General features: G+C 71.6%; 17 protein-coding genes and 1 pseudogene. 9 read left to right on the forward strand and 9 right to left on the reverse strand.

Features of this window, described 5'->3' with window-relative positions; all coding sequences use genetic code 11:
• Together D7Y13_RS45260 and dnaK are read right to left on the reverse strand one after the other, a co-directional pair.
• Window positions 1–475 (reverse strand): annotated as a pseudogene (locus D7Y13_RS45260) (hypothetical protein); the annotation flags it as partial.
• Between the two features lie 567 nt (window positions 476–1,042).
• Window positions 1,043–2,650, reverse strand: coding sequence for a molecular chaperone DnaK (gene dnaK, locus D7Y13_RS18070; RefSeq protein WP_120531137.1), 1,608 nt, complete (start codon window positions 2,648–2,650; stop codon window positions 1,043–1,045).
• A 214-nt stretch (window positions 2,651–2,864) separates the two neighbouring features.
• Here dnaK and D7Y13_RS18075 point away from each other — a divergent pair, with 214 nt between their 5' ends.
• Complete coding sequence (locus D7Y13_RS18075) at window positions 2,865–3,698, forward strand: class II glutamine amidotransferase (RefSeq protein ID WP_120531136.1); 834 nt, start codon at window positions 2,865–2,867, stop codon at window positions 3,696–3,698.
• A gap of 35 nt (window positions 3,699–3,733) precedes the next feature.
• Here D7Y13_RS18075 and mrtX read toward each other — a convergent pair whose 3' ends face one another.
• The 3 genes from mrtX to polX are packed head-to-tail and all read right to left on the reverse strand — an operon-like array spanning window position 3,734 to window position 6,841.
• The gene (gene mrtX / locus D7Y13_RS18080) at window positions 3,734–4,459 is read right to left on the reverse strand and encodes a myxosortase MrtX (RefSeq protein ID WP_120531135.1); all 726 of its coding nucleotides are present in this window, start codon (window positions 4,457–4,459) and stop codon (window positions 3,734–3,736) included.
• A complete protein-coding gene (locus D7Y13_RS18085; RefSeq protein ID WP_120531134.1) occupies window positions 4,456–5,061 on the reverse strand; it encodes an MXAN_2756 family trypsin-like serine endoprotease in 606 nt (201 codons plus the stop codon). The genes mrtX and D7Y13_RS18085 overlap by 4 nt, the downstream gene beginning before the upstream one ends.
• A gap of 19 nt (window positions 5,062–5,080) precedes the next feature.
• On the reverse strand, window positions 5,081–6,841 hold the full coding sequence (polX, locus tag D7Y13_RS18090; RefSeq protein WP_255425214.1) for a DNA polymerase/3'-5' exonuclease PolX: 1,761 nt from the start codon (window positions 6,839–6,841) through the stop codon (window positions 5,081–5,083).
• A gap of 80 nt (window positions 6,842–6,921) precedes the next feature.
• Here polX and D7Y13_RS18095 point away from each other — a divergent pair, with 80 nt between their 5' ends.
• The 7 genes from D7Y13_RS18095 to eutB all read left to right on the forward strand — a co-directional run bounded on the left by D7Y13_RS18095 (window position 6,922) and on the right by eutB (window position 16,105).
• On the forward strand, window positions 6,922–7,236 hold the full coding sequence (locus D7Y13_RS18095; RefSeq protein ID WP_120531132.1) for a Rieske (2Fe-2S) protein: 315 nt from the start codon (window positions 6,922–6,924) through the stop codon (window positions 7,234–7,236).
• Window positions 7,237–7,615: 379 nt separating this feature from the next.
• Entirely contained in the window at window positions 7,616–8,083 is a 468-nt protein-coding gene (locus D7Y13_RS18100) for a MogA/MoaB family molybdenum cofactor biosynthesis protein (RefSeq protein WP_120531144.1), read from the forward strand.
• Between the two features lie 60 nt (window positions 8,084–8,143).
• Window positions 8,144–9,073 (forward strand): TIGR02757 family protein, encoded by a 930-nt coding sequence (locus D7Y13_RS18105; RefSeq protein ID WP_199732674.1) that lies wholly within the window; start codon window positions 8,144–8,146, stop codon window positions 9,071–9,073.
• A 138-nt stretch (window positions 9,074–9,211) separates the two neighbouring features.
• Window positions 9,212–11,095 carry an ATP-binding protein gene (locus D7Y13_RS18110; RefSeq protein WP_120531131.1) on the forward strand — a complete coding sequence of 628 codons (1,884 nt, stop codon included), beginning with the start codon at window positions 9,212–9,214 and terminating at the stop codon, window positions 11,093–11,095.
• Window positions 11,092–12,246, forward strand: a complete 1,155-nt coding sequence (locus tag D7Y13_RS18115) for a hypothetical protein (RefSeq protein WP_120582490.1) — start codon at window positions 11,092–11,094, stop codon at window positions 12,244–12,246. The genes D7Y13_RS18110 and D7Y13_RS18115 overlap by 4 nt, the downstream gene beginning before the upstream one ends.
• Before the next feature lie 83 nt (window positions 12,247–12,329).
• Window positions 12,330–13,712 (forward strand): hypothetical protein, encoded by a 1,383-nt coding sequence (locus D7Y13_RS18120; protein WP_147444189.1) that lies wholly within the window; start codon window positions 12,330–12,332, stop codon window positions 13,710–13,712.
• A gap of 137 nt (window positions 13,713–13,849) precedes the next feature.
• Window positions 13,850–16,105 carry an ethanolamine ammonia-lyase subunit EutB gene (gene eutB / locus D7Y13_RS18125; protein WP_120582488.1) on the forward strand — a complete coding sequence of 752 codons (2,256 nt, stop codon included), beginning with the start codon at window positions 13,850–13,852 and terminating at the stop codon, window positions 16,103–16,105.
• 16 nt (window positions 16,106–16,121) lie between these two features.
• Here eutB and D7Y13_RS18130 read toward each other — a convergent pair whose 3' ends face one another.
• The 4 genes from D7Y13_RS18130 to D7Y13_RS18145 all read right to left on the reverse strand — a co-directional run bounded on the left by D7Y13_RS18130 (window position 16,122) and on the right by D7Y13_RS18145 (window position 21,225).
• On the reverse strand, window positions 16,122–17,609 hold the full coding sequence (locus D7Y13_RS18130) for a phytoene desaturase family protein (protein WP_120582487.1): 1,488 nt from the start codon (window positions 17,607–17,609) through the stop codon (window positions 16,122–16,124).
• Window positions 17,610–17,795: 186 nt separating this feature from the next.
• On the reverse strand, window positions 17,796–18,560 hold the full coding sequence (locus tag D7Y13_RS18135) for an energy transducer TonB (RefSeq protein WP_120531126.1): 765 nt from the start codon (window positions 18,558–18,560) through the stop codon (window positions 17,796–17,798).
• A 116-nt stretch (window positions 18,561–18,676) separates the two neighbouring features.
• On the reverse strand, window positions 18,677–19,399 hold the full coding sequence (locus D7Y13_RS18140; RefSeq protein WP_120531125.1) for a response regulator transcription factor: 723 nt from the start codon (window positions 19,397–19,399) through the stop codon (window positions 18,677–18,679).
• Entirely contained in the window at window positions 19,396–21,225 is a 1,830-nt protein-coding gene (locus D7Y13_RS18145) for a sensor histidine kinase (protein ID WP_120531124.1), read from the reverse strand. Before D7Y13_RS18145 ends, D7Y13_RS18140 begins: the two co-directional genes overlap by 4 nt.
• Before the next feature lie 117 nt (window positions 21,226–21,342).
• Between D7Y13_RS18145 and D7Y13_RS18150 the strand changes: the two genes are divergently transcribed.
• The coding region (locus D7Y13_RS18150) for a YXWGXW repeat-containing protein (protein ID WP_120630734.1) at window positions 21,343–22,778 on the forward strand (1,436 nt) is incomplete at its 3' end.

Genomic DNA, 22,778 nt, shown 5'->3' on the forward strand with positions numbered 1-22,778 from the left:
GGACCGTCGCGCCCTGGGGCGCGGGCGGTGCGCCGACTGCGGGCGTGCTCACCGTGGGACGTGCGTGCGCGGGGACCGCCGTGTTCTGGGCCGGGGGCGTTGAACCGACGGCGGGGGTGCTCACCGTGGGGCGTGCGTTCGCGGGGACCGCCGTGCCCTGGGCCGGAGGCGTCGCACCGACTGCGGGTGTGCTCACCGTGGGGCGTGCGTGCGCGGGGACCGCCGCGCCCTGGGCCGGAGGCGTTGCTCCGACGGCGGGAAGGGCGTTGGCGGTAGGCCGTGCTTGCGCGGGCGCACCCGCCGACGCGACCTGCGGCGGAGGTGTTGCTCCCACGGACGGAATCCCGGGGACGGTGGGCCGCGTCGCGGACGCGGAGCCCACGGGCGGAACTCCCGGTGGCGGCGAGCGCGGCGTGGAGGTCATCGGCGCGATGCCCGGAGGCGTCGGACGCGGTGCCGCGCCCTCGACTCCCATGGGAGCCACTCCCGGCGGTGCCGCACCCACGGGCGCGAGCCCCGCGGGCGTCGGACGCGGCGGTGCTCCTCCCGCTCCCACGGGCGCAAGCCCCGCTGGCGTTGGACGCGGTGCCGCGCCCTCGGTTCCCATGGGAGCCACTCCCGGTGGTGCCGCACCCACGGGCGCGAGGCCCGCTGGCGTCGGACGCGGGGGGGCTCCAGCGGTCGGCGCACGCGGCGGTGCGGCCGGGCCCGCGGGCTTTTCCACCGACGCCACCCCACCGGCCGATGAAGGCCTCGCCGTCGCCGGCGCCACCGCCGGGATTCCCGCGGACGACGGGGACTGCGCTCCCGCGGGCGCGACTGGGGGCGGCGTGGCGCGGGTGGCCGGTCCGGTTCCCACCGGCGGTGCCGCGCGCGGTGGAACCGCTGGGACGGCGCCGCTCGGGGGGCGTGGCGCGGGCGCGACGGACGGGGGGACGGCCGCCGTCAGGCGGGGCAGCGCTGGACGTGCGGGTGGCGCGGGCGTGGAAGGCCCTGGCGGTGCGCCGGACGTCGGATCAGAAGGCTCGGACATCGGCGGTGCCTAGTTGGCCATGGCCGGCAGGTCGTTGCTGTTGTGGCCCGCGAGCCGCGTGTTGCGGTTCGACTGGATCGACTGCTGGATGTCCGCTTCCGTCATGCCGGACGACAGCGTGATCGACGTGGACGTCTTCTGGCCCGTCTCCACGTCACACGCGGACACGTTCACCAGCCCGTCCGTGTTGATCTCGAACGTCACCTCGATCTTCACCTCGCCGCGATACCCGATGCGGAAGCCCGCGAACTCGAACTCGCCCAGCATCTCGCACTCTTCGGCGCGGTTGGACTCGCCCTGGTACACGCGGATCTTCACCTTCTCCTGCCCGTCGCGGCTGGTGGTGAAGGTCTTCGAGCGGTCGATGGGCACCGGCGTGTTCTTGTCGATGATCTTCTCGGTGTACCCACCCACCGTGCCAATGCGCAGCGTCAGCGGCGTGACGTCCACCAGGAACGTCTCCGTCTTACTGTCCAGGAGCGCGTGCGACTGGAGCGCGGCCCCCATCGCCACGACCTGATCCGGGTTGATGCCCTCCAGCGGATCCTTCTGGAAGTAGTGCTTCACCGAGTTGCGGATGATGGGCAGCCGCGTGGGCCCGCCCACCAGGATGACCGCGTCGATGTCCGCCGCCGTCAGCCGCGCGCTCTGCAGCGCTTCGTCACAGACCTTGAACGTGCGCTGCACCAGGTCCATCACCATCCGGTTGAACTGGTCCTGGTTGAGCGTGTTGCGCAGGTCCATCACGTTGCCGTTGGCGTCCTGGCAGATGCCCTGGCAGACCACTTCCGCCGTGCCGTACTGGCCCACGTCGATCTTCGCCTTCTCCGCCGCGTCCTTGAGCATCTGCAGGCAGTACTTGTTCTGCCGCAAATCCAACCGCGTGCGCGCCAGGAAGTCGTCCGCCATCCACGTCATGATGCGGTCGTCGAAGTCGTCGCCGCCCAGGTACGTGTCGCCCGCCGTCGCGAGCACCTCGAAGACGTCCTTGCCAATCTCCAGGATGGACACGTCGAACGTGCCGCCGCCCAGGTCATACACGACGACGCGCTGGTTGACGTCCCGGCCAAAGCCATACGCGAGTGCCGCGGCGGTGGGCTCGTTGATGATGCGCAACACCTCCAGCCCCGCGATGCGGCCCGCGTCCTTGGTCGCCTGACGCTGGTTGTCGTTGAAGTACGCCGGAACCGTGACGACGGCCTTGGTCACCTCGCGGCCCAGGTACGTCTCCGCGACGGCCTTCATCTCCTTGAGCACCAGCGCCGAAATCTCCGGCAGCGAGTAGCTGCGCTCGCGCACGCCGATGCGCACCGAGTTGTTCTCGCCCTCGACGATGCGGTACGGCATCACCGCCTGCGCCTTCTTCACCTCGTCGGAGAAGTAGTAGCGGCCGATGAGCCGCTTGGCCGAGTACACCGTGTTCTCGGGGCTGGTGATGATGTTCTTCTTCGCCGCGTTGCCCACCAGCACGGACCCTTCCTCCAGGAAGGACACGCACGAGGCATGCGTCGTCTCGCCCCACTCGTTGGGGATGACCGTGGGCTGGCCTTCGTGGACGACGGACACGCACGAATACGACGTGCCCAGGTCGATGCCGATTGCGATGTCGTCCGCCATTCCGTCTCCGGTAAAGACCTGCACCCCGGTTCCTCTGGGGGGGAGCTGCCGAGAAGCGGACCGAGGTTAGGCCCCACGGTGTGACGTGTCAATTCACTGGAAGGCCAAACGCCAGCCATTTCAAGGGCTTAGCGCCAGAGCAGGGGAGCAGGGGGGCGTCGCTGAATCGCACCCACCCCGGCCTTATCCCTAGGAAGGAAGGGGGGTACAGCGCATGTCCGCGATTCTCGCCGCGTTGTCGTCGGATCCCAATCTCCTGCGGTGCGAGCTGCACCGCCTGACACAGCAGGTCGTCCTGCGTCCGGACGCCCGCGCCAATGCCCTGGGCGTGGGCTCCTATGCCCAGGAGGAGGTCCTGCTGCGCCGGCTGGCCCCGGGCACGGACGTCACCCTGGACGACCTGGGCCCTCCACACGAATCGGAGGCGGTGCTCTTCCACGCGGGTCGGCTGCCACCCGGCCTGTCGCCCGAGGACAACACCCAGCCCTTCCGGGCCCGCCACTGGCTGTTCGCCCATCAGGACCCGCTGCCGGGCTTCGAGCCCCTGCGCGCTCCGCTGCTGGCGCGCGTGCCGGAGCACCTCCAGCGGCAAGTGCGCGGCGCCACCGACAGCGAGGTGCTCTTCGCCTTGTTCCTCAAGCACCTGCGCGACGCGGGCCGCACGGATGATCCACGCCTGGAGCCGGCCGTCGCGGGGCGCCTGCTGCGCGACACGGTGCGCGAGGTGGAGGCCGCGCTCGTGGCGGCGGGGCAGGTGCGCACGCCCCCGCTGAATCTGGTGGTCACCAATGGCGCGGTGCTCCTGGCCACCCGCTGTGGCGAATCTCCGCTGTACTACACGCGCCTGGAAGGCAGCGCGGAGTGCGAACGCTGCGGCGTGGACGCGACGACGTCGGAGGCCTGGCCCGCGGTGGGGGCGCACCGGCGCCGACGCACCGTGGTGGTGGCCAGCCACGTCACCCGCACGCAGGGCTGGGTGGAGCTGGCGCCGGGGACGACGCTGGCGGTGGGGCCGGACCTCCAGGTCCAGCACCTGCCTCCGGCCTGAGCCGGCTTGAGTCCGGCCGCTCGCGTCGGCGGGCCTCAGGGACCGCCGAAGAAGGACACTTCGAGGAAGCGCACGTAGAGGTTGCACGCGGCGTGGAAGAGGGTGCAGCCGACGATGGTGCCGGTGCGCTCGCGCATCCAGCCGAACAGCAGGGCGGGGAAGAACACCGCCAGCCGCCACGTCTGGAAGATGGCCAGGTGTCCCAGCGCGAAGAGCAGCGCCGTCACCCAGAAGGCCTTCCCCAGCCGACCGCCCAGCACCACGCGCCCCTGGGGCCACGCGTCGCGCAGGCGGGCCTGCACGTAGCCCCGGTAGAAGAACTCCTCCGGCAGGGCCACGACGAAGAGCTGATCGATGATCCACTCGCCGAAGCGCGGGGGCAGGCGCGGCTGGAAGTGGCCTTCGCCGATGGTGGGCGTCAGGTGGCGCGCGAGCCCCGGGGGCAGGTGCGGCACCACCTGCACGAAGGCGGCGAAGCCCGCGAAGAACAGCGGCCCCACGATGAGCGACAGGATGACGAACAGGCGCAGGTCCTGCTTCCACGCGTGCAGGGACAGGCCGTAGTCGCGGTAGTCCTCGTCACGCCAGCGCATGGGGATGAGCGGCAGGTAGAGGAAGCCCACCGTCGCCACCAGCTTGGGCACGCTGGTGCCACCGGCCAGGAGGAACGCGCCGACGATGCCCAGGAAGCCCAGGGCCCAGAGGCCCACCGCTTCCTGCACCGCGCTCAAGCGGAATGGTGGCCCCGGAGGCCGGCTCATGGCGCGTCCGCCGACGCGAGCTCCGCCTTCACCGCGCTCAGGGGCAGCGCACGGACGGCCTTGCCCCGGCGCTCGACGACGACGGCCACCAGCCGCCCGTCCCCGTCGTACAGGGGGCTGCCCGGCGCGAGCGTCAGGGGCACGTCGAAGAAGGGCGCGGGCGCGGCCTTCGCCTTCGCGGCGCGAGGCGTGTCCCTGCGGCCCTTGCCTCCCGGCGTGACGCCCACGACCCAGCGGCCCGCGAGTCCCTCCGGCACCAGCCGCACCGGCGCGGCGGGCCATGCGCCCTGGGGACCGGCCACCACCGCGACCTGGAGCACGGTGCTGGAGAGCACCACGCGCGCCGTCAGCGCATTGCCCGCGTGCTCCACCTGGGCGGACTGGGGGCCCACGTGCGCCACGGCGGTGAGGACCTGCCCGTCCGCGCCCACGATGATGCCGGGGCCGGCGTGCTGGGGACCGCGCACGCGCACCACGGAGCGGGCATGCAGTTCCAGCACGCGCTGGAGGTCGGCGCGCGACGGACGGGCCTCCGCGCCGGCCCGGGTGGGCGTGACGAGGAGGCAGAGCAGGGCGAGGACGAAGAGGAGCGGGCGGAACATCTGCGCGCCCGCGAGCCTATCAGCGCTCCCGCAGGGCGGCGAGGAAGCTGGCCGCGGGCCGGGTGTTGAGGATGTCCTTCTTCCTCGCCCAGCCCCGGCGCGCGGTGGCCACCGCGTAGGACAGGTTGCGCAGGTCCTCCTGCCGGTGCGCGTCGCAGCTCACCACCAGCTTCACCCCGCGTCCGACGGCCTGCCGCACGTACTCGGCCTTCAGGTCCAGGCGCTGGGGCTTGCCGTTGACCTCCACCGCCACGCCCCGTTCGGCCGCGCGCTCCAGCACCTCCTCCATGCGCAGGGGGTAGGGATCCCGGCTCTGGATGAGGCGCCCGGTGGGGTGCCCCAGGATGTGCATGTGCGGATTGTCCAGCGCGGCCAGCACCCGGCGCGTCATCTGGTCCTCGTCCATGGAGTGGCGCACGTGGATGGACGCGATGACGACCTCCAACTGCTCCAGCACGCTGTCCGCGTAGTCCAGCGCGCCCGTCTCCAGGATGTCCACCTCGATGCCCTTGAGCAGCCGCACGCCGGGGACCGCCGCGTTCACGCGGTCGATCTCCTCCCACTGCCGCTTGAGGTCATCCACCTTGAGGCCGCCCGCGTAGATGGCCGCCTCGCTGTGCTCGGTGATGGTGAGGTACTTGAGGCCCAGGGCCTGCGCCGCGCGCGCCATCTCCTCCAGGGAGTTGCGCCCGTCGGACCAGGTGCTGTGCGCATGCACCGCGCCCTGCACGTCCTCCAGCGTCACCAGGTCCTCGGGCAGCTTCCCGGCCTTCGCCGCCTCCACCTCGCCCGAGTCCTCGCGCAACTCCGGCGGCACCTCCTGCATGCCCAAGAGCCGGTACAGCGTCGCCTCGTCGGGGACCGGGACCTTGGTGCCGTCCTCGCGGTGCACCCCCCATTCGGAGATCTTGAGGCCCTGCTCGTGCCCCAGGTTGCGCAGCCGGATGTGGTGGCCCTTGGAGCCGGTGAAGTGGTGCAGCGCGGTGGCGAAGTCCTCGTCCGGCAGCACGCGCAGGTCCACCTGGAGATCGCCCGCGACCATCCGCACGGAACACTTGCTGTCGCCCTTGCCCAGCACCGTCGCCACGCCCGGCGCGTTCGCGAGCGTGTCCAGCACCGGCCCCGCGTCCTGCGCGGAGGCGATGAGGTCCACGTCGGACACCGTCTCCGCGCGGCGGCGCACGCTGCCGCCCAGGCTGGCGCGCACCACGCCCGGGGCCGCGCGGATGAGCTCCAGCAGCTGCTCCGCGATGGGCAGCGCGTCGCCCAGCAGCTTGCGCTCGCCCTTCGCGCGCCGGTACACGGCGATGCCGTCCAGCAGCTTCGTCTCGCTCTTGGCGCCAAAGCCCTTGAGCTCGCGCACGCGGCCTTCCTGGCAGGCGCGCTCCAGGTCCTCCACGCTGCCGACCTGGAGTTCCTTCCAGAGCACGGCGACCTTCTTGGGGCCCACGTCGGGCAGCTTCATCAGCTCCAGGAGGCCGGCGGGAAAGCGGGCCTTCAGCTCCTCGAAGGCGCTCATGCGGCCGGTCTTCACCAGCTCGGAGAGCTTCTCGGCGAGCCCGGGCCCGATGCCCTGGAGGTCCTGCAGGCGGCCCTCGTTGACGACGGCGCCCAGGTCCTGCGGCAGGTTCGCGATGCGGTCGGCGGCGATGTCGTAGGCCCGGACGCGGAAGCCCGTCTCGCCCTGGAGTTGAAGCAGCAGGGACATGTCCCGGAGGACCTGGGCGACGGTCGCCTTGTCGGTGAGCACGGCCGCGGAGGGTGTCACGTCGGAAGTCACGGTCGGAAAATTAATGCTGGGGGAAGGTGGATGCAGGCCCGGACGGGTTGTGGGAAAAGGAACGCGGAAAAAGGAACGCAATGACGAAGATAAAGCTGGGGCCCGCGGACTTCGCAGAGAGGGAGATGCGCGGCTACGAAATCGGCAAGCGCAACGTCTGCATCGCGAAGATCCACGGCCGGTACAAGGGCCTCGACGACTGGTGCAACCACGCCGGGTGCCTGCTGTCGGGCGGCCGCATCGAGGACAACACCGTGGTGTGCCCCTGCCACGAGGTGGGCTTCGACATGGACACCGGGCAGAACGTCACCTCGCCCGGCGTGTGTGATGACCAGCCGACGGTGCACCTCGCGGTCGAGGACGGCACGCTCGTCGTCGACCTGCCCGACGCCTGACCTCTTCCCGCACCGCCCCCTTTCGACCTTCCGAGGAGCGTCCACCATGGGACACGACGGACACGACCACGACCATGACCCCCGTCATGGCCACTCCCACCCGCATACCCCGGGGCATGAGCACGAGCACGGCCAGGACGGTCACGCCCACGAGCACGCTCCCGAGGATGCGCACGGCCATGCTCACGAGCACGGCCACTCGCACGAGCACAGCCACGCTCACGAGCACGGCCATGACCACGGGCACTCGCACGCGCACGGTGGTGACCCCGGGCATTCGCATGAGCACGGCCACTCGCACGAGCACAGCCACTCGCATGACCACGGGCATTCGCACGAGGGTTCGGCGGTGGCGGCGGAGCACAAGTCGCGGGCTCCGGTGCACGTCAGCGCGTTCGTGGTGACGTGTTCGGACAGCCGGGACGCGGCGCACGACCGCAGCGGGAAGGACCTGCGCGAGGGCCTGTCCGCCGCCGGGCACACCGTCGCCGGCCACACTGTCGTGAAGGATGATCCGGAGGCCATCCGGGGCGCGCTCGCGCAGGCGCAGGCGGCGGGGGCTCGCGCGGTGCTCTTCACCGGCGGCACGGGCATTGGCCGGCGCGACTGCACGGTGGAGACCCTGCGCGCGCTGTTCGAGAAGGAGCTGCCCGGCTTCGGCGAGCTGTTCCGGATGCTGTCGTACCAGCGGATCGGCAGCCCCGCGATGATGTCGCGCGCCACCGCGGGCACCTACCAGGGGATGATCCTCTTCGCGCTCCCGGGCTCACCGCAGGCGGTGCGTCTGGCGCTGGAGGCGCTCATCCTCCCCGAACTGGGCCACGCGGTGCGCGAGCTCACCCGTTAGGAAGGGAAGGGCGCGCGGCACCAGGGCCGCGCGCCCGCCGATGACGGAGGAGCGCATCAGATGAAGAAGCGCCGTGGCGCGCACACCGGACTGAGCACCCAGGCGGCCGAGCGGCTGCGCCCCCGCCTGGACGCGTTCCTCGCCTCCACCGACGCGGGGGCCCGCATCGGCTTCGACCCGGTGGAGTTCCCCCATCGCTACCAGGACCCTCGCGACGTGGAGGTCAGCGCGCTGCTCGCGGCGGCGCTGGCGTACGGACGCGCGGACCTGTTCCGCCCGAAGGTGGATGGACTGCTGAAGCACATGGGCCCCTCCCCCGCGGCCTTCGTGCGCAAGCTGGACGTGGCCGGCGCGAAGGCGCTGCTGACGGGCTTCGTGTACCGCTTCAACGTGGGCACCGACCTCGCCGTGCTGCTGCTGGGCATGGGCCGGGCGCTGCGCGAGCACGGCAGCCTGGAGGCGCTCTTCGTCCAGGGCTGGAAGGCCAGCGGCACGCTGCACGGCGCGCTCGCCGCCTTCACCGCCGCGCTCCGCGACGTCCCCATGGAGCCCCTGCGCGAGGCCATGGGCCCCGAGCGGGGCCTGCACCACCTGCTGCCCTCGCCGCTGGGACCGGGCGCGGCCAAGCGCCTCAACCTCTACCTGCGCTGGATGGTGCGCGGACCCGACGCGGTGGATTTTGGCATCTGGAAGCAGGTGCCCCCGTCCGTGCTGCTCGTGCCGCTGGACACGCACATTGGACGCATGGCGCTCCACCTGGGGCTGACCCGCCGCACGGATCTCACCTGGCGCACCGCCGAGGAAGTGACGGCGTCCCTTCGCGCGCTCGATCCCGACGACCCGGTCCGCTACGATTTCGCTTTGTGCCACTACGGAATGAGCGGGGCCTGCCCGGCGAAGACGCTGCCCCAGCACTGCGCCCGGTGTTCGCTCCTGTCCTCATGCAAGGTAGGACCCCGCGTCGTGGCTCGCGCCTCCCTGCAAGTCTGAGTCCCACCAGACCCTGAAAATGTTTGCAAGCGGTCCTCATGGCCCCTCGTTGACGGGTTGGCCCCGGATGGCTGCAATGCGGGCCGGCGGCGCGGGTGTCACGGACCGCGGGGCGCGAGGAGCAACGCGGTGCAGGCAATGCTGGTGGCGGTCCCAGCCCCGGTGGCCCAGGACGTGGAGCGCGACCTCTGCGCCACGGCGGCGGGACGCGCGTGTCGTGTGCTCCGCGTCGAAACGCCCCCGGAGCCCCTGCCCGAGGGACTGCTCGTGCTGTGGGACCATGGAGGTCCCCTGGAGGCGGTGAAGGCCCGCTGCCAGTGGGTGCACGCCCGGCGGCTGCCGACGCGCTCCTGGCTGGTGGTGCTCACGTCCCGCGACGGCGCGGAGGCGGAAGTCCTCAACGAGGCGGGCGCGGACGAATGTGTCGCGCCCCCCGGCACGCTCTGGGGCGCGAGGATCGCCGCGCTGCGCCGGCGTTCGGCGGATGGGGATGCGCAGGCGCTCCGGCGCACCCGCGACATCTTCCAGGGTGCGCTGGACGCGGTGCCGGAGCCGCTGTTCGTCAAGGACCGCGAACACCGCTACGTCGCGGTGAACAGCGCCTTCTGCCGGCTGATGGGGCAGTCCGTCGAAACGCTGCGCGGCAACGTGTCCTCCTCCGTCATCCCAGCCCATGAGGCGGAGCTGTCCTGGCGCCAGGACGAGCGCGCCTTCACCACCGGGCAGACGGTGGAGGACGAGGGCGGCTTCACCGACATGAAGGGCCGCTCCTGCGAAGTGCTCACGCAGCGGGCCGCGTACACGCTGCCCAACGGGGAGCGCTTCGTCGTGGGGCTCGTGCGCGATGTCTCCGAGCGCTCCCGGCTGGAGACGCAGCGGCGGCTGGCGGAGCGGATGACGTCCGTGGGGACGCTGGCGGCGGGCGTCGCGCATGAAATCAACAACCCGCTCTCCTACGTCACGTCCAACCTGGCGTACCTCTGGGAGCGCGTGGCGCAGCCGGTGGTGCCGGCGGAGCAGTTGGAGGAGTTGCGGCAGGTGGTGGCCGAAGCGCTGGAGGGCGCCGGGCGCGTGCGCTCCATCGTGCGAGACCTGCGGACCTTCTCGCGGGTGGAGGAGGAGAGCCACGGCCCGGTGGACGTGCAGCGGGCGGTGGATGGCGCGCTCAAGCTGATGCGCGACGAAATCCAGCACCGCGCGCGCCTGACGTGCGAGCTGGAGCCGGTGGCCGCGGTGCTCGGCAACGAGGGGCGGCTGGGACAGGTCGTCACGCACCTGCTGCTCAACGCGCTTCAAGCCTTCGGCGAGCGGCCCGCGGAGGAGAACCTGCTGCGGGTGCGCGTGCGCCCGGGCCGTGAAGGGCACGTGTTGATCGAAGTGGAGGACAACGGCCAGGGGATGCCCGGCGACGTGCGCCAGCGCATCTTCGACCCGTTCTTCACCACGCGCTCCCCCAAGGGCGGCACGGGGCTGGGGTTGTCCATCTGCCTCACGCTGGTGCACGCGATGGGCGGCCACATCGAGGTCGCCAGCGAGCAGGGCCAGGGCAGCCTCTTCCGCGTGGAGCTGCCGGCGCTCACGGCGCAGGCGGAGGCGTCGAAGCCCGTGGTGCTCGCGGTCCCGGCGGACGGGGCCGCGCAGGCCGTGCGCGCGACGAGGAACCTGCGGCGCCTGCTGCTCATCGACGATGAGCCGGCGGTGGGCAGCGCGGTGAGCCGGCTTCTGCGCAACCTCTACGACGTGCACGTCATCCAGGACGCGCGCGAGGCCCTGAAGCGGCTGTCCCATGGGGAGCGGTTCGATGCCATCCTCTGCGACCTGATGATGCCGGGCATGAGTGGCATGGACTTCCTGGTGGAGCTGGAGCGGTTGGCGCCGGAGCTGGCGCCGCGCACCGGCTTGATGACGGGCGGGGTGAATCCCCAGGCCCGGGAGTTCGTGGGCCGCCGAGCGAAGGAGCTGCTGGAGAAGCCCTTCGAGCGCGACCAGCTGTGCACCTTCGTCGAAACCCTGATGCAATGAAGCGCCGCACCCGCTGGACGCTGGTGGCCGCGCTGTCGGTCCTGCTGCTGGGGCTCGTCTTCCTGCTGCCTCCGGAGCTGCGGGGGCTGTCCTTCATGCTGCGAGCGGCGGGCCTTCGCGGCACCACGGCGGAGTCGCTGGCGCGCTTCGACACCGGGCCCTTCACGGTGTCGCAGCTCCAGGTGCCCACGCGCCACGGACCGGTGCGCGCGCGGCTCTACCAGCCGGCGGAGCGCAAGGGCCGGCTCATCGTGCTCACCTCGGGGGTGCACGCGGCGGGCATCGACGAGCCGCGACTGGTGAAGCTCGCGGGGGACCTGGCCACCGGGGGACAGCCGGTGCTCACGCCAGAGCCGCCGGACCTGTTGCGCTACGAAATCACCCCGCGTCTGACGGACGTCATCGAGGACACGGCCCTCTGGGCGCTATCGCAATCGGCGCTGACGCCCGACGGGAAGCTGGACCTGTTCGGCATCAGCTTCTCCGGAGGCTTGTCCGTCGTCGCCGCGGGGCGGCCGTCCCTGCGCGACAACGTGGCCGCGGTGCTGTCCTTTGGCGGTCACGGCGAGCTGTCGCGCGTGCTGACCTTCCTGTGCACGGGCGTCCAGGCGGACGGGGTGCGCCGCAAGCCGCACGACTACGGCGTGGTGGTCATCCTGCTCAGCGCGGCGGACCGGTTGGTGCCCCCCGAGCAGGTGGAACCGCTGCGCGCCGGGGTCCGCACCTTCCTGCACGCGTCGCACCTGACGCTGGTGGATGGGAGGCAGGCGGAGGCGACGTTCGCGGAGGCTCGCAGGCGGGAGGCGGAGCTGCCCGAGCCCTCCGCAACGCTGTTGCATCAGGTGAACACGCGCGACGTGGCGGCGCTGGGGGCCCGGTTGCTGCCGCTCGTGAAGGACTTCGCGGGGGATCCGTCGCTGTCGCCGGAGCGTTCGGCCCCGCCGCGAGCGCCGGTGTATCTGCTGCACGGGATGGACGACACGGTCATCCCCGCGATTGAGTCCACGCTGCTGGCGCGCGCGTTGGAGCCCTTCACGCGCGTGCACCTGATGCCCACGCCGCTCATCACCCACGCGGAGATGGACCGGGAGGTCAACGCGCTGGAGGCACTGCGGCTGGTGCGCTTCTGGTCAGGCCTGCTCGCGGAGTAGGGCCGCTCCCGGCCCGTGCGCAGGACGGAGCGTCATGGGACGGCGGCTTGACGTCCGGCACGGAGCGGTCTGCCATGGGGGGCATGTCCGTATCCCTCGTGGTGTCGGCTGGGCTTGGCTGGCTGTTGACGGCGGCGCCTCGCATCCTTCCGTGCGCTCCGGACACGCCCGGGTGGACCGAGGCGCGTGACGGACTGGCCGCGTTCGACAAGCAGGTAGACGCACTCGCGGACGGCGACACGGTGGCCCCGCTGCGCCCGGCGATGATCGCCCTGCGGGATCTGCGCTGCTTCGCGCTGGCCCGCGAGGAGGATGCCTGGCTGCCCGTCTCGGAACCCGACTCCGGCGAACAGGACGTGTCCGCGCTCGCGTTGAAGACGTGGTGGCGCGACGGCGGCAAGGCGTTCTTCGCGTCCCACCTGGAGCTGGGACGTCCCGGGCCCCACACCGTGGTCAACCCTCCGGAGCTTCGCGCGGTGCTCACGCGCGAGCACTCCAAGGGACATCGGCTGGAGGCCCTGGCCTGTCCTACGAAGGCCGACGCGTGCGGCATGGAGACCGGACCGTGGCGTGCGCGGGCGGAGCAGGCCTTTCGCCCGGAGTTCCTGCGCGATGGCCAGCTTCGTGCGTCCGCGAAGGACCGACCCCGTCCTCCGGACTGCGCCGCACGCGCGAGGAAGCAGCCCGCGAAGCAGCGCTACAAGACCTGGCGCGAGTGCCTGGCCGACGCTCCGGGAGCACTGCCCGTGCTGCCCGCGCTCCCGCTGGGACGCATCCGCGCACCGATGGACGGCTGGCTGGTGGTGCGGGGCCGACGCGGGCACCACGCCTTCTGTGATCAGTTGGACGCGTTCCACCTGGTGACCGGCGCGACGTACGAAGCCCGCAGCTGCGGAGGGCTGGCGTTGCAGTCCCAGGGACGGGTGGACGTGGTTCGCACGGAGGCCGCGCGCCGCTCCGAGGTGCGGGTGGGCCGCGTGGATCCGGAGCGGCTCCGCGAACTCACGTGGATGCTGCTGCTGGCTCCGGAGGTGCAGGCCGACGTGCAGGTGGAAGCCCTGCGCACGCCCGTGCCGAAGGACTTCCGGATTGAATGGACCGCGACGAACCTTGTGGGCGGGGTCCAGGGAGGAATGTTCGGAGGCTCCTCCGGACAGACGCGCCTCAACTGGAGCTGGTTTCCCTCGGGAGGCGCCGAACCCTGGTCGGGCACCTGGACCTACCCGTGGTCCTGGGCCGTCGGAGAAGACTACGTGAACGAGCTGCTGGAGGACGCGGAGGCCACCTTCCAGGAAGGCTGTCCACGGCAGCCCGTCCCTTCCCGGATGATGGCCTTCACGCGCGAACCCGCCGTCCACGGACTCGATGCACCGAACGGCGTGGGCCGCGTCCAGGACGCCCTCGTGGAGGATTTGAACGCGTGGCGGCCACCCCCAGGCTGCGTCCCGGGCGCGGATGGCGGCTGAGCCATTGGACGGGCCGCGAGCCACCTGACGATTGCAGCAGCAAGCTTCCGGAGCAGCAGGCATCCGGGCGTCGCCCAGGCGACAAGGCCCTGGGGGGATGGTTGCGGGGCGGGGCGGCCGGTTAAAGCTGATGCCCCATGAGCGTCAGTCTCCCCGACGTGCTTCCTGATGAAGACGTGCTGGATTACGTGCAGCGGCAGCACGGTGCCTTCGATGCGCGGCTGTACCAGCAGGTGCTGGGCGCGGCGAACGCGTTCAAGGAAGGCGATGCGGCCATCGGGGTCGCGGCGGCGGACGAGGACTCGCGGCAGCGGGCCCGGACCCTGTTGTCGCGCACGCGGCTGGAAGACGTGCACGCGCACCCGCCCTTCGAGGACCGGCTGCACGTGTTCAGCCTGGAAGCGTGGGACGCGGCGCGCTGGCGGCGCGTGGCGGACTGGACGCTGGGTCAGCTCAAGGACTTCCTGCTCACCGCGGACGAGGCGTCCGTGCACGACGTGCTCGACGGGCTTCCCAGCGACGTCATCGCGTGCGTGGTGAAGCTGATGAGCGACGCGGAGCTGAAGGCCGTGGGTGGCCGCGTGTTCCATCCGCTGCCGGGGAGCCGCGTGGGCGCTCGGGGCTACCTGGGCGCGCGGTTGCAGCCCAACTCGCCCACGGATCATCCGGAGGACATCCGCTGGCAGGTCTTCAACGGGTGGGCCTTCGCGGTGGGGGACGTGGTGCTGGGGACCAACCCGGTGTCGTCGGATCCGACGTCGGTGGCGGCGGTGGAGGCGGCGCTGCACGAAGTGCTGGTGACGTTCGGGCTGACGGACGTGATGCCCCACTGCGTGCTGTCCCATATCGACGTGCAGGCGCAGGTGGAGGCGCGGCACCCGGGCACCACGGGCATCTGGTTCCAGAGCCTCGGGGGGAACGAGGCGGCCAACCGCACCTTCGACGTGACGCTGGAGAAGATGGTGGCGCACGCGGCGTCCCGCACCGGGCGGTGGGGCCTGTACTTCGAGACGGGGCAGGGCGCGGACGCGACGAACGGGCACCACCACGGCACGGACATGCTCATCCACGAGTCGCGCAAGTACGGCTTCGCGCGGGCCCTCAAGCGCCGGGTCGCCGTGGCGCAGGGCAGCGCGGGGCGGGACGCGGCGCCGTGGGTGCACGTCAACGACGTGGCGGGCTTCATCGGGCCGGAGGTGTTCCGCACGCGCGAGCAGTTGGTGCGCTGCTGCCTGGAAGACATCGTGATGGGCAAGCTGCACGGCCTCACGCTGGGCCTGGACGTGTGCTCCACGCTGCACATGGACGTGACGCTGGATGACCTGGGCTGGTGCCAGGAGCAGCTCGCCGAAGCGGGGCCCGCGTACCTGATGGCGCTGCCCACGCGGAATGATCCGATGCTCAGCTACCTCACGACGTCCTTCCAGGACCACGTGCGGTTGCGCGAGCGGTACGGCCTGAAGGTGGATGACCGGATGTGGGCCTTCTTCCAGCGCCTGGGCGTCATCGACGCGGCCGGCCGCCCCACCGAGCACTTCGGGGATCCACGCCACGTCTACGTGCACTACCGCCGGCACCATGGAGACACGCGGCCGGAGGCGGAGCTGCGCGCGGAGGCGGAAGCGCAGATGGCGAGGGTGCGCGCCCGGGGCGTGCCGCTGGCGGTGGGCCATGGCGAGGAGCCGTGGACGCTGGAGCCCGCGCTGGAGCAGGACCTGCGCCAGTTGTACGAGGACGCCAAGGTGGGGCTCTGGTCGGAGCTGTCCGACGCGACGGTGGAGTCCCTGTCCGGAGCGGTGCGGTTGCGGACGTGCTCCGAGGACCGGCGCGACTACATCCTGCATCCGCCGTCGGGCGAATCCCTGGACGGCGATTCAGAAGCCGAGGTCCGCAAGCTGCGCGAGCGGCACGCGGGACGGTGGGACGCGCAGCTCGTGGTGTCGGATGGCTTGGATCCACGGTCGCTGATGGACGCGGGGCACCTGGCGCCGTTCGTGGAGACGCTGCGCGCGGAGCTGGGCGCGCAGGGCTGGAGCGTGGCCCCCGAGGTGCTGGTGGTGAAGCACGGCCGGGTGCGCGCGGGCTATCAGGTGGGGCGCCTGTTGTTCGGTGACGAAGGTGACGCCACGCCTCGCGCCATCGTGCACGTGATTGGTGAGCGCCCCGGTTCGGGACATCACGCCTACTCCGCGTACCTCACGGCGCCCGCCGCGAGCACGTGGGCGACGCCAGGGGCGGTGGACCACGACCGCACGCGGCTCATCGCCGGCATCTCCGACACCAGCGTGCGCCCTGAAGACGCCGCGAGGGAGGCCGTGCGCATCCTCGAGGAGCTGGCGGCCACCGCGCGCACGATGCCCCCGAGCGCGGGGGACACGGCGGCGATGGGGTAGGGCCCGAGCCCGTGCCTCACCGCGCCGACGCGATGCTCGCCGCCGTGCGCACGCCGCCCACCGCCGTGGCCAGGGTGCTCTGCCCCGGGAACACCGAATCCCCCACGAGCCACAGGCCCCGCTGCGCCTGGAACGGGCCCAGCAACCGGTAGTTGCCCAGGCCCGCGCGCCGGGGCACCCCGCCCACCGCGCCGCCCTCTCGCAGCGTGAAGCGCTGGAACGTGCGCGGTGAGCCCGTCATGACGTGCACCACGCTGCCCATCCACTCGGGGGCCAGCGCCTCCAGGCCTTCGCGCATCCGCGCATGGAGGTCGGTGAAGTAGGGCGCCTGCGCTTCGGGCGCCATGGCCGCCAGCTTCTTCAGGGGCACATGCGTGGACACCGTCACCGTCCGCTGGCCCGGACGCGCGCGCCCTTCGTCCGCCACTCCGCTCACCGAAGCGAACAGGTGGTTGCCCTCCGTGAAGGCCGAACCGGGCTTACGCACCAGCTCCAGGTGGTGCGCGCTCCCCGAGTCCCCTTCAGGCGGACGCACCACGAGATACAGCATCGCCGCGCCCCAGCCGCCGGCCACGCGCTCGGCGAGCGCATCCACGCGGGGCAGGCGTCCCACGGGCACGTCCAGCAGCGAGCGCAGGCCCTGCGGCAGCACGTTGGCCACCACGTGCCGCGCGAGCAACTCACCCCGCCGCGCCGTCACCCGCCAGCCGCCGTCCACGGGCGTCACCGCGCGCACCTGGTTGGCCAGGAGCACCTGTCCGCCCCGGGCCTGGATCGCCTTCACGAGCGCCGTCGCCAACCGGCCGATGCCGCCCCGCACGTGCCCCGTGCCGCGCCAGTAGTAGTCCATCGCCGCGAACGCGAAGGGGGCCTCTGCTTCCGCCGCGGAACACTGCACGGTGATCTGACAGAGCGCATCCAGGTAGACGCGCAGTGGCGTGAAGTGCTCAAGCCCGTGGTGCGCGAGCACCGCGCCCAGCGGCCGGCCCAGCCAGCGCGTCAGCGGCGCATACGTCCACGCGCGCCCCGCGTGCCGCAGCAGGGACGTCACGCTCAACGGAGGCAACAGGTCCGGGTCATCGAACAGCGGCCAGAGCGCATCGGCCACCCGCGCCTGGAGCTGGAAGAAGCGCCGCAAGGCCTCCACGGGGGCGCCCGGCATCGCGCTGAAATCCTCGATGAGCCGCGCGCGGTCCCGGTGCACCGGCAACCGCAGTCCGGGGGCTCGCATCTCCACCAGCGGATCCAGCCAGTCCACCGTCACATCCAGCGAATGCTCGCGGATCCACCGGCCGAAGAGCTGATGCGCCTCGAAGCCGGAGAACAGCGTGGCGCCGGACTCGAAGCCGTAGCCTCCCCGGCGGAAGGTGCTCGCGCAGCCGCCCGGATAGTTGAGCGCTTCGCAGAGCGCCACGCGCGCGCCCCGGCGACACAACTCCAGCGCGGTGGCCAGTCCACCGAAGCCCGCGCCCACCACCACCACGTCGTACCAGGTGTCCGACATCGCTCAGCGAAAAGGGACCGGCACCGGAAGCGGGCCGGGGGAGGCCCGCTCCATCCGGTGCCGGTATCGCGCACATGGCCAGGCGCGACGGGATGTTCCTAACGGGCGCGCTTTCCCACCGCGAACCTTTTCCCCTGCCCCCGGGGGGCAGGCGTCCAGGCGCTTTCACTGGCGGACACCCGGGGCCTACCGGGGCAGCTTGAGGTTGATGTTGAACGTGTACGACACGTTCACCGGGCGGCCCTGGAACGTCATCGGCCGATACTGCCGCGAGTACAGCGCCGACAGCACGGCGTCATCCATGTGCGGCAGGCCCTTGATGATGCGGCAGTTGCGCACCTGGCCCTCGGCGGTGATGACGCACTTCACGGAGACCGTGCCTTCCACGCCCGCGAGCTGCGCCTCTCGCGTGTAGCCGAACTGCGCGCCGCCCAGCATCTCCGGCCGGGACATGCCGCTCCCGAAGGGAAGCACCTCCGTGCCGGTGGTCTCCTGGACCGGGATGTTCGGCACGCCGATGGCTCCGATGGAGCTGGTGCTGTCCGGGTCTCCGTCCGGGTGCCCCACCGGCTCGTCGGAGCCCGGGCCCACGGTCGGGTCGGTGTTCGTCGCGTCCGCCACCGTCGTCGGCTCCGGGTCCGGCTTCGGCTCCGTCAGCGCGGTGGGCATCGGCTTCGGGGTGCGCGGGATGCGGTCGGTGCGCGGCTTGGGCTTCGGGGCCACCGGGTTGGCGGCGGCCGGCTTCGGCTGCGCGGCCTGCTGCACGCCCTTGCGGATGGCGGGCTGGCGGAAGACGACCACCGGCTCCTCCTTGAGGGCTTCCTCCGGCGGGCGGCCTGAGATGAAGACCACCAGGCCCAGGAGTCCCGCGTGCACGCCGATGGACAACCACGCGCCCGTACCGAACCGTTCCGAGCGCAACCCCCGCCGTTCGATGACCGACTCAAACATGTGCCCGCCTCCTGGTTGGGGCGGACGCTCCAGGCGTCCCGTCCCCACAAGAGGCAACCTACGGAGTCGCGCACCCCGAAGGGCGGACAGCGCTCCATGTGTTCGTCATGGTTTTGTCATGACGGGCCGGCACCCGGCACTTCCATGCGGTAGCCCACGCCGCGCAGCGTGTGGATGGTGAAGCCAGACACGCTCGTCCACCCGAGCTTCTTCTTCAGGTTCGACACGAAGTTGTCCACCGTGCGCGGATCCACGATGACGTCGCGGCCCCACACCGCGTCCAGGATTTCGCCCCGGGGCAGGGCGCGGTCCCGGTGGCGCAAGAGGAACGCCAGCAGGTCGAACTCCGTGCGCGTCAGGTCCACCTCACTGCCGTCCGCGCGCAGCACCGCCCTGCGGCCCAGGTCCAGCGTGAAGGCGCCGAACGTCATCACCTGCGGCGGCGCCGTGCCGGCCCGGCGCACCAGCGCCCGCACGCGCGCGAGCAGCTCCCTGAGCCGGTACGGCTTGGTGAGGTAGTCCTGCGCGCCCGCTTCGAAGCCGCGCACCAGGTCATCCTCCAGCGAGCGCGCGGTGAGCATCATCACCATGCTCTTGACGCCCTCGGAGCGCAGCCGGCGACAGAGGCTGTAGCCGTCCTCGCCCGGCAGCATCACGTCCAGGATGAGCAGGTCGAACACGCGGCCCTGGAGCAGCGGCCCCGCGTCCTTCGCCGACGCGGCGTCCGTCACGTCGTAGCCCTCGTCGCGCAGGTTGTCGCGCAGGCCCATGCGCAGGTTGGCGTCGTCCTCGACGATGAGGATGGAGGGGCGGGTGGAGGGGGGACTCGTCGTCGTCATCGGCGCGTCTCGGGAAAGGTCAGGGCGAAGGTGGTGCCTTCCTCGCTGGAGGAGGCGATCTGGATGCTGCCCTGGTGCAGGCCCATGATTCTGCGGCACAGCGCGAGCCCCAGGCCACTGCCGTGCACTTCGGGGCCGGTCGTCGTCAGCCGGTAGAAGTCGTCGAAGACGCGCTCCCACTCCTCCGGCGGGATGCCCATGCCGTTGTCGCTGAAGAGCACCGTGGCGCCAAAGCCCGGCTGGGGGTACGCGCGCACGGTGAGCACCACCGGGCTGCGCTGGTTGTAGAGACACGCGTTGCGGCCCAGGTTGGCGAACAACATCCGCACGAGCGACGCGTCCGCGTCCAGCTCCACGTCGTCCACCTCCGAGCGCAGCTCCACCGGCACCTGCACCGCGTCCAGCAGGTCATCGCGCAGCGTGCCCACCGCCTCCTCCAGCCGCACGCGCGAAGGCCGCAGGGCCCATCTCCCCTTGTCGATGCGGTTGAAGGACAGGATGTTCTCCACCAGGAAGTGCAGCCCCTCCGCCGCGCGCACGATGCGGGTGGGGTAGTCCCCGGCCTCCGGGCTTCTTCCCAGCCTGCGCTCCAGCGTCTCGCCCAGCAGGCGGATGGACGCCAGGGGCGTGCGCAGCTCGTGGGACACGGTGGAGACGAAGTCGCTCTTCAGCTCCACGAAGCGGTACTTGCGCTGCTGGGCCACCACCGCCAGCGCCGCGATGGCGGACGCGAGCGCGCCGCACACCGCCACCAGCAGCGTCTTCAGACCGTAGCGCGCCTCGATGTCCGCCTCCGCCTTCGCCCAGCCGGGCATGGCCACCTCCAACCCTGGATCCGACAGCGGCCGCACCACGCCCGCGGGCCGCAGGCGCACCTCGCTGTCCTTCAGGAGCAGGCCGCGCGCGCGCAGGTCCCTGGTCAGGTCCGCGAGCAGCACGGTCAGGTCCACGGCCAGCCCCCGCACCTGTTCGGCCCCTGGCTCCACGTACCACTGCTCGCCGAAGATCGACGGCCCCTTCAGGGAGTCCGGGAGCACCAGCGCGCCGGCGCCGGCTTCCCGCACGCGGGCCTGGAACGCGTCGCTGGGTTCCCCCAGCTCGAGGCTCAGCGCCACGATGCGCTCCTGGAGGAAGTCGAAGTCGTCCCGGGTGAGCCGGGGCCGCGCGCGCAGGAGGTCCCGTTGCAGGCCCGCGCCCCGGGCCATGCCGCCCAGCTCTTCCGGAAGGCCCTCGCCCACCAGCGCGCGGATCAGCGGCGGGGTTTCATCCCCGCGTTGCAGGTGCTCCACCGCGATCAGCGTGAAGGGCAGCTCCTGGTCGGTCGGCAGGGGATGCACCGCGTGGTGGCGCAGCAGCGCCTCCACCGCCGCGCTGATGCGCGCGTTGCTCCCGGTGGCCATCGCGGCGTCCACCGCGCGCAGCCGCGCCAGCCGCTCCTGCCAGGGGGCCGGGGCGTCGCCATCCTCCAGGGCCTGCACCAGCCTCTCGTAGGCGGCCTTCGCGGGGGTGTCCGTGCCGTCCCGGAGCCAGTCCACGCGCGGCAGGAACTGGTGGCCGCGAAACAGCAGGTAGTAGCCCTCGGCGGGCTGGAGCGGATCCCCCATGGCCGCGTTCAGCGCGGGCAGGTGGTCCTTCATCCGTTGAGCCAGCGCGGTGCGCAGCGCCTCCGCCGCGAGCAGCTCCAGGGCCGCGCTGCGGGAATGCACCTGGGCGCGGGCGTCCTCGCGCTCCTGGGTGAAGATGCGCTGGAGGGTCACCAGCCCCCAGCCGAGAGCCAGCAGTCCACAACCCAGGGCCAGCAATGTGGGGAGGAGTCGGCGCAGCATTCGCGTCCGTCGGGACTGTAGCAGTGTCGCACCGGAATCCAGGCTGCCCGTCCAGAAGATGAATAAATAGGGGGAGACCCGCGTCCCCTCCGGGGTCTGGAGATTGGAGACGAAGTCATGAGTTCTCGATGGTGGGTCTGTTTGATTGTCGGCCTGGCCTCCCAGGGGGCGTACGCGCAGACCGCACCGGTCGCCGCGGACGACTGGGGGGATGATGCGTACGTCGAGCAGCCCAACGCGGACGAGTCCGGGCCCATCGCGCCGACCGCCCCCCCTGACATGCCCGCCGAGACGCCGAGCGCCCGGCCCTACGCCGGCGCGGTGTGGACGTCCGGCCACTGGTACTGGGATGGCGACCAGTGGCTCTTCAAGTCCGGCGGCTGGGTGGAGCGGATGCCCGGCTACCAGTACGTCAACGGCTACTGGGCGCAGGACGGCGACGTGTGGCGGTGGATCTCCGGCGGTTGGGCGCAGCAGGGCTCCGACGACGTGGAGATTCCCGTGGAGGTCGCCAGCGAGGACGTGACAGCCACCCAGGCGCCTCCGCCCCTGCGCGTGGAGGTGCAGTCCGCGGCGCCCGCGCCCGACTACACCTGGGCGCCGGGCTACTGGTACTGGGGCAACAACGGCTACGAGTGGGTGGAAGGCTCGTGGATGGAGCCGCCGCGTCCGGGCCTCGTGTTCGTGTCACCGCACTGGATCCGCCGGGGGCCGTCGTATGTGTTCATCGGCGGCGGCTGGGCGTCGCACGGCTCGGTCCGCGTCATCGTCCCGGTGTACCGCCACGCGCACATCGCCTTCTCCTTCGGTCGTCCCAACCCGTTCCTGCGCACCTGGTACCGGTATCCGGGCGTGTCGTGGCGCTACTACGGCTACGGCTACAACCGCTACCACCACGACCGCTACCGCCCGGGGCACTACAACCGTTCCAACGGCTACGGCTACGGGCGTCCGGGCTACTACGGCGGCTACCGCTCGCATCAGGCTTCGCCGGGCCCTCGCTACAACGGCCGCAATGACGGTCGTCCCGGCAACGGTGGCCACCACCAGCAGTCCGGTGGCAACTCCGGCGGTGGGCGTCCTTCGAATGGCGGCGGCTGGAACTCCGGTCCCCGCTCGCCTCCGGGCGGCAACGGCTCCGGCGCGCGTCCCCCTTCGAGCGGCTCCAGCGGTTGGGGCGGCGGTTCCGGCGGCGGGCGTCCTTCGAGCAGCGGCAACTCCAGCGGCGTTCATCAGACGAACGGTGGCTCCAGCGGCGGTTGGGGTGGCGGTTCCGGCGGCGGGCGTCCTTCGAGCAGCGGCAGCTCCGGCGGCGTCCGCGAGACGAGCGGTGGCTCCAGCGGCGGTTGGGGCGGCTCCAGCAGCGGGCGTCCTTCGGGCGGTGGTTCCGGTGGCGGCCGTCCCTCGGGCGGCGGTTCTTCCAGCAGCTGGAGCGGTGGTGGCTCCAGCGCCCACTCCTCCGGCGGCGGGTCGTCCAGCGGCCGCGGCTCCGGTGGTGGCGGTGGCCGCTCCAGTGGCGGCTCCCGCTGCTGCCGTGGGAGCCGCCACTGGAG

The sequence above is a fragment of the Corallococcus praedator genome, from assembly GCF_003612125.1.
In the GTDB taxonomy this organism is placed as follows: Bacteria; Myxococcota; Myxococcia; order Myxococcales; family Myxococcaceae; genus Corallococcus; species Corallococcus praedator.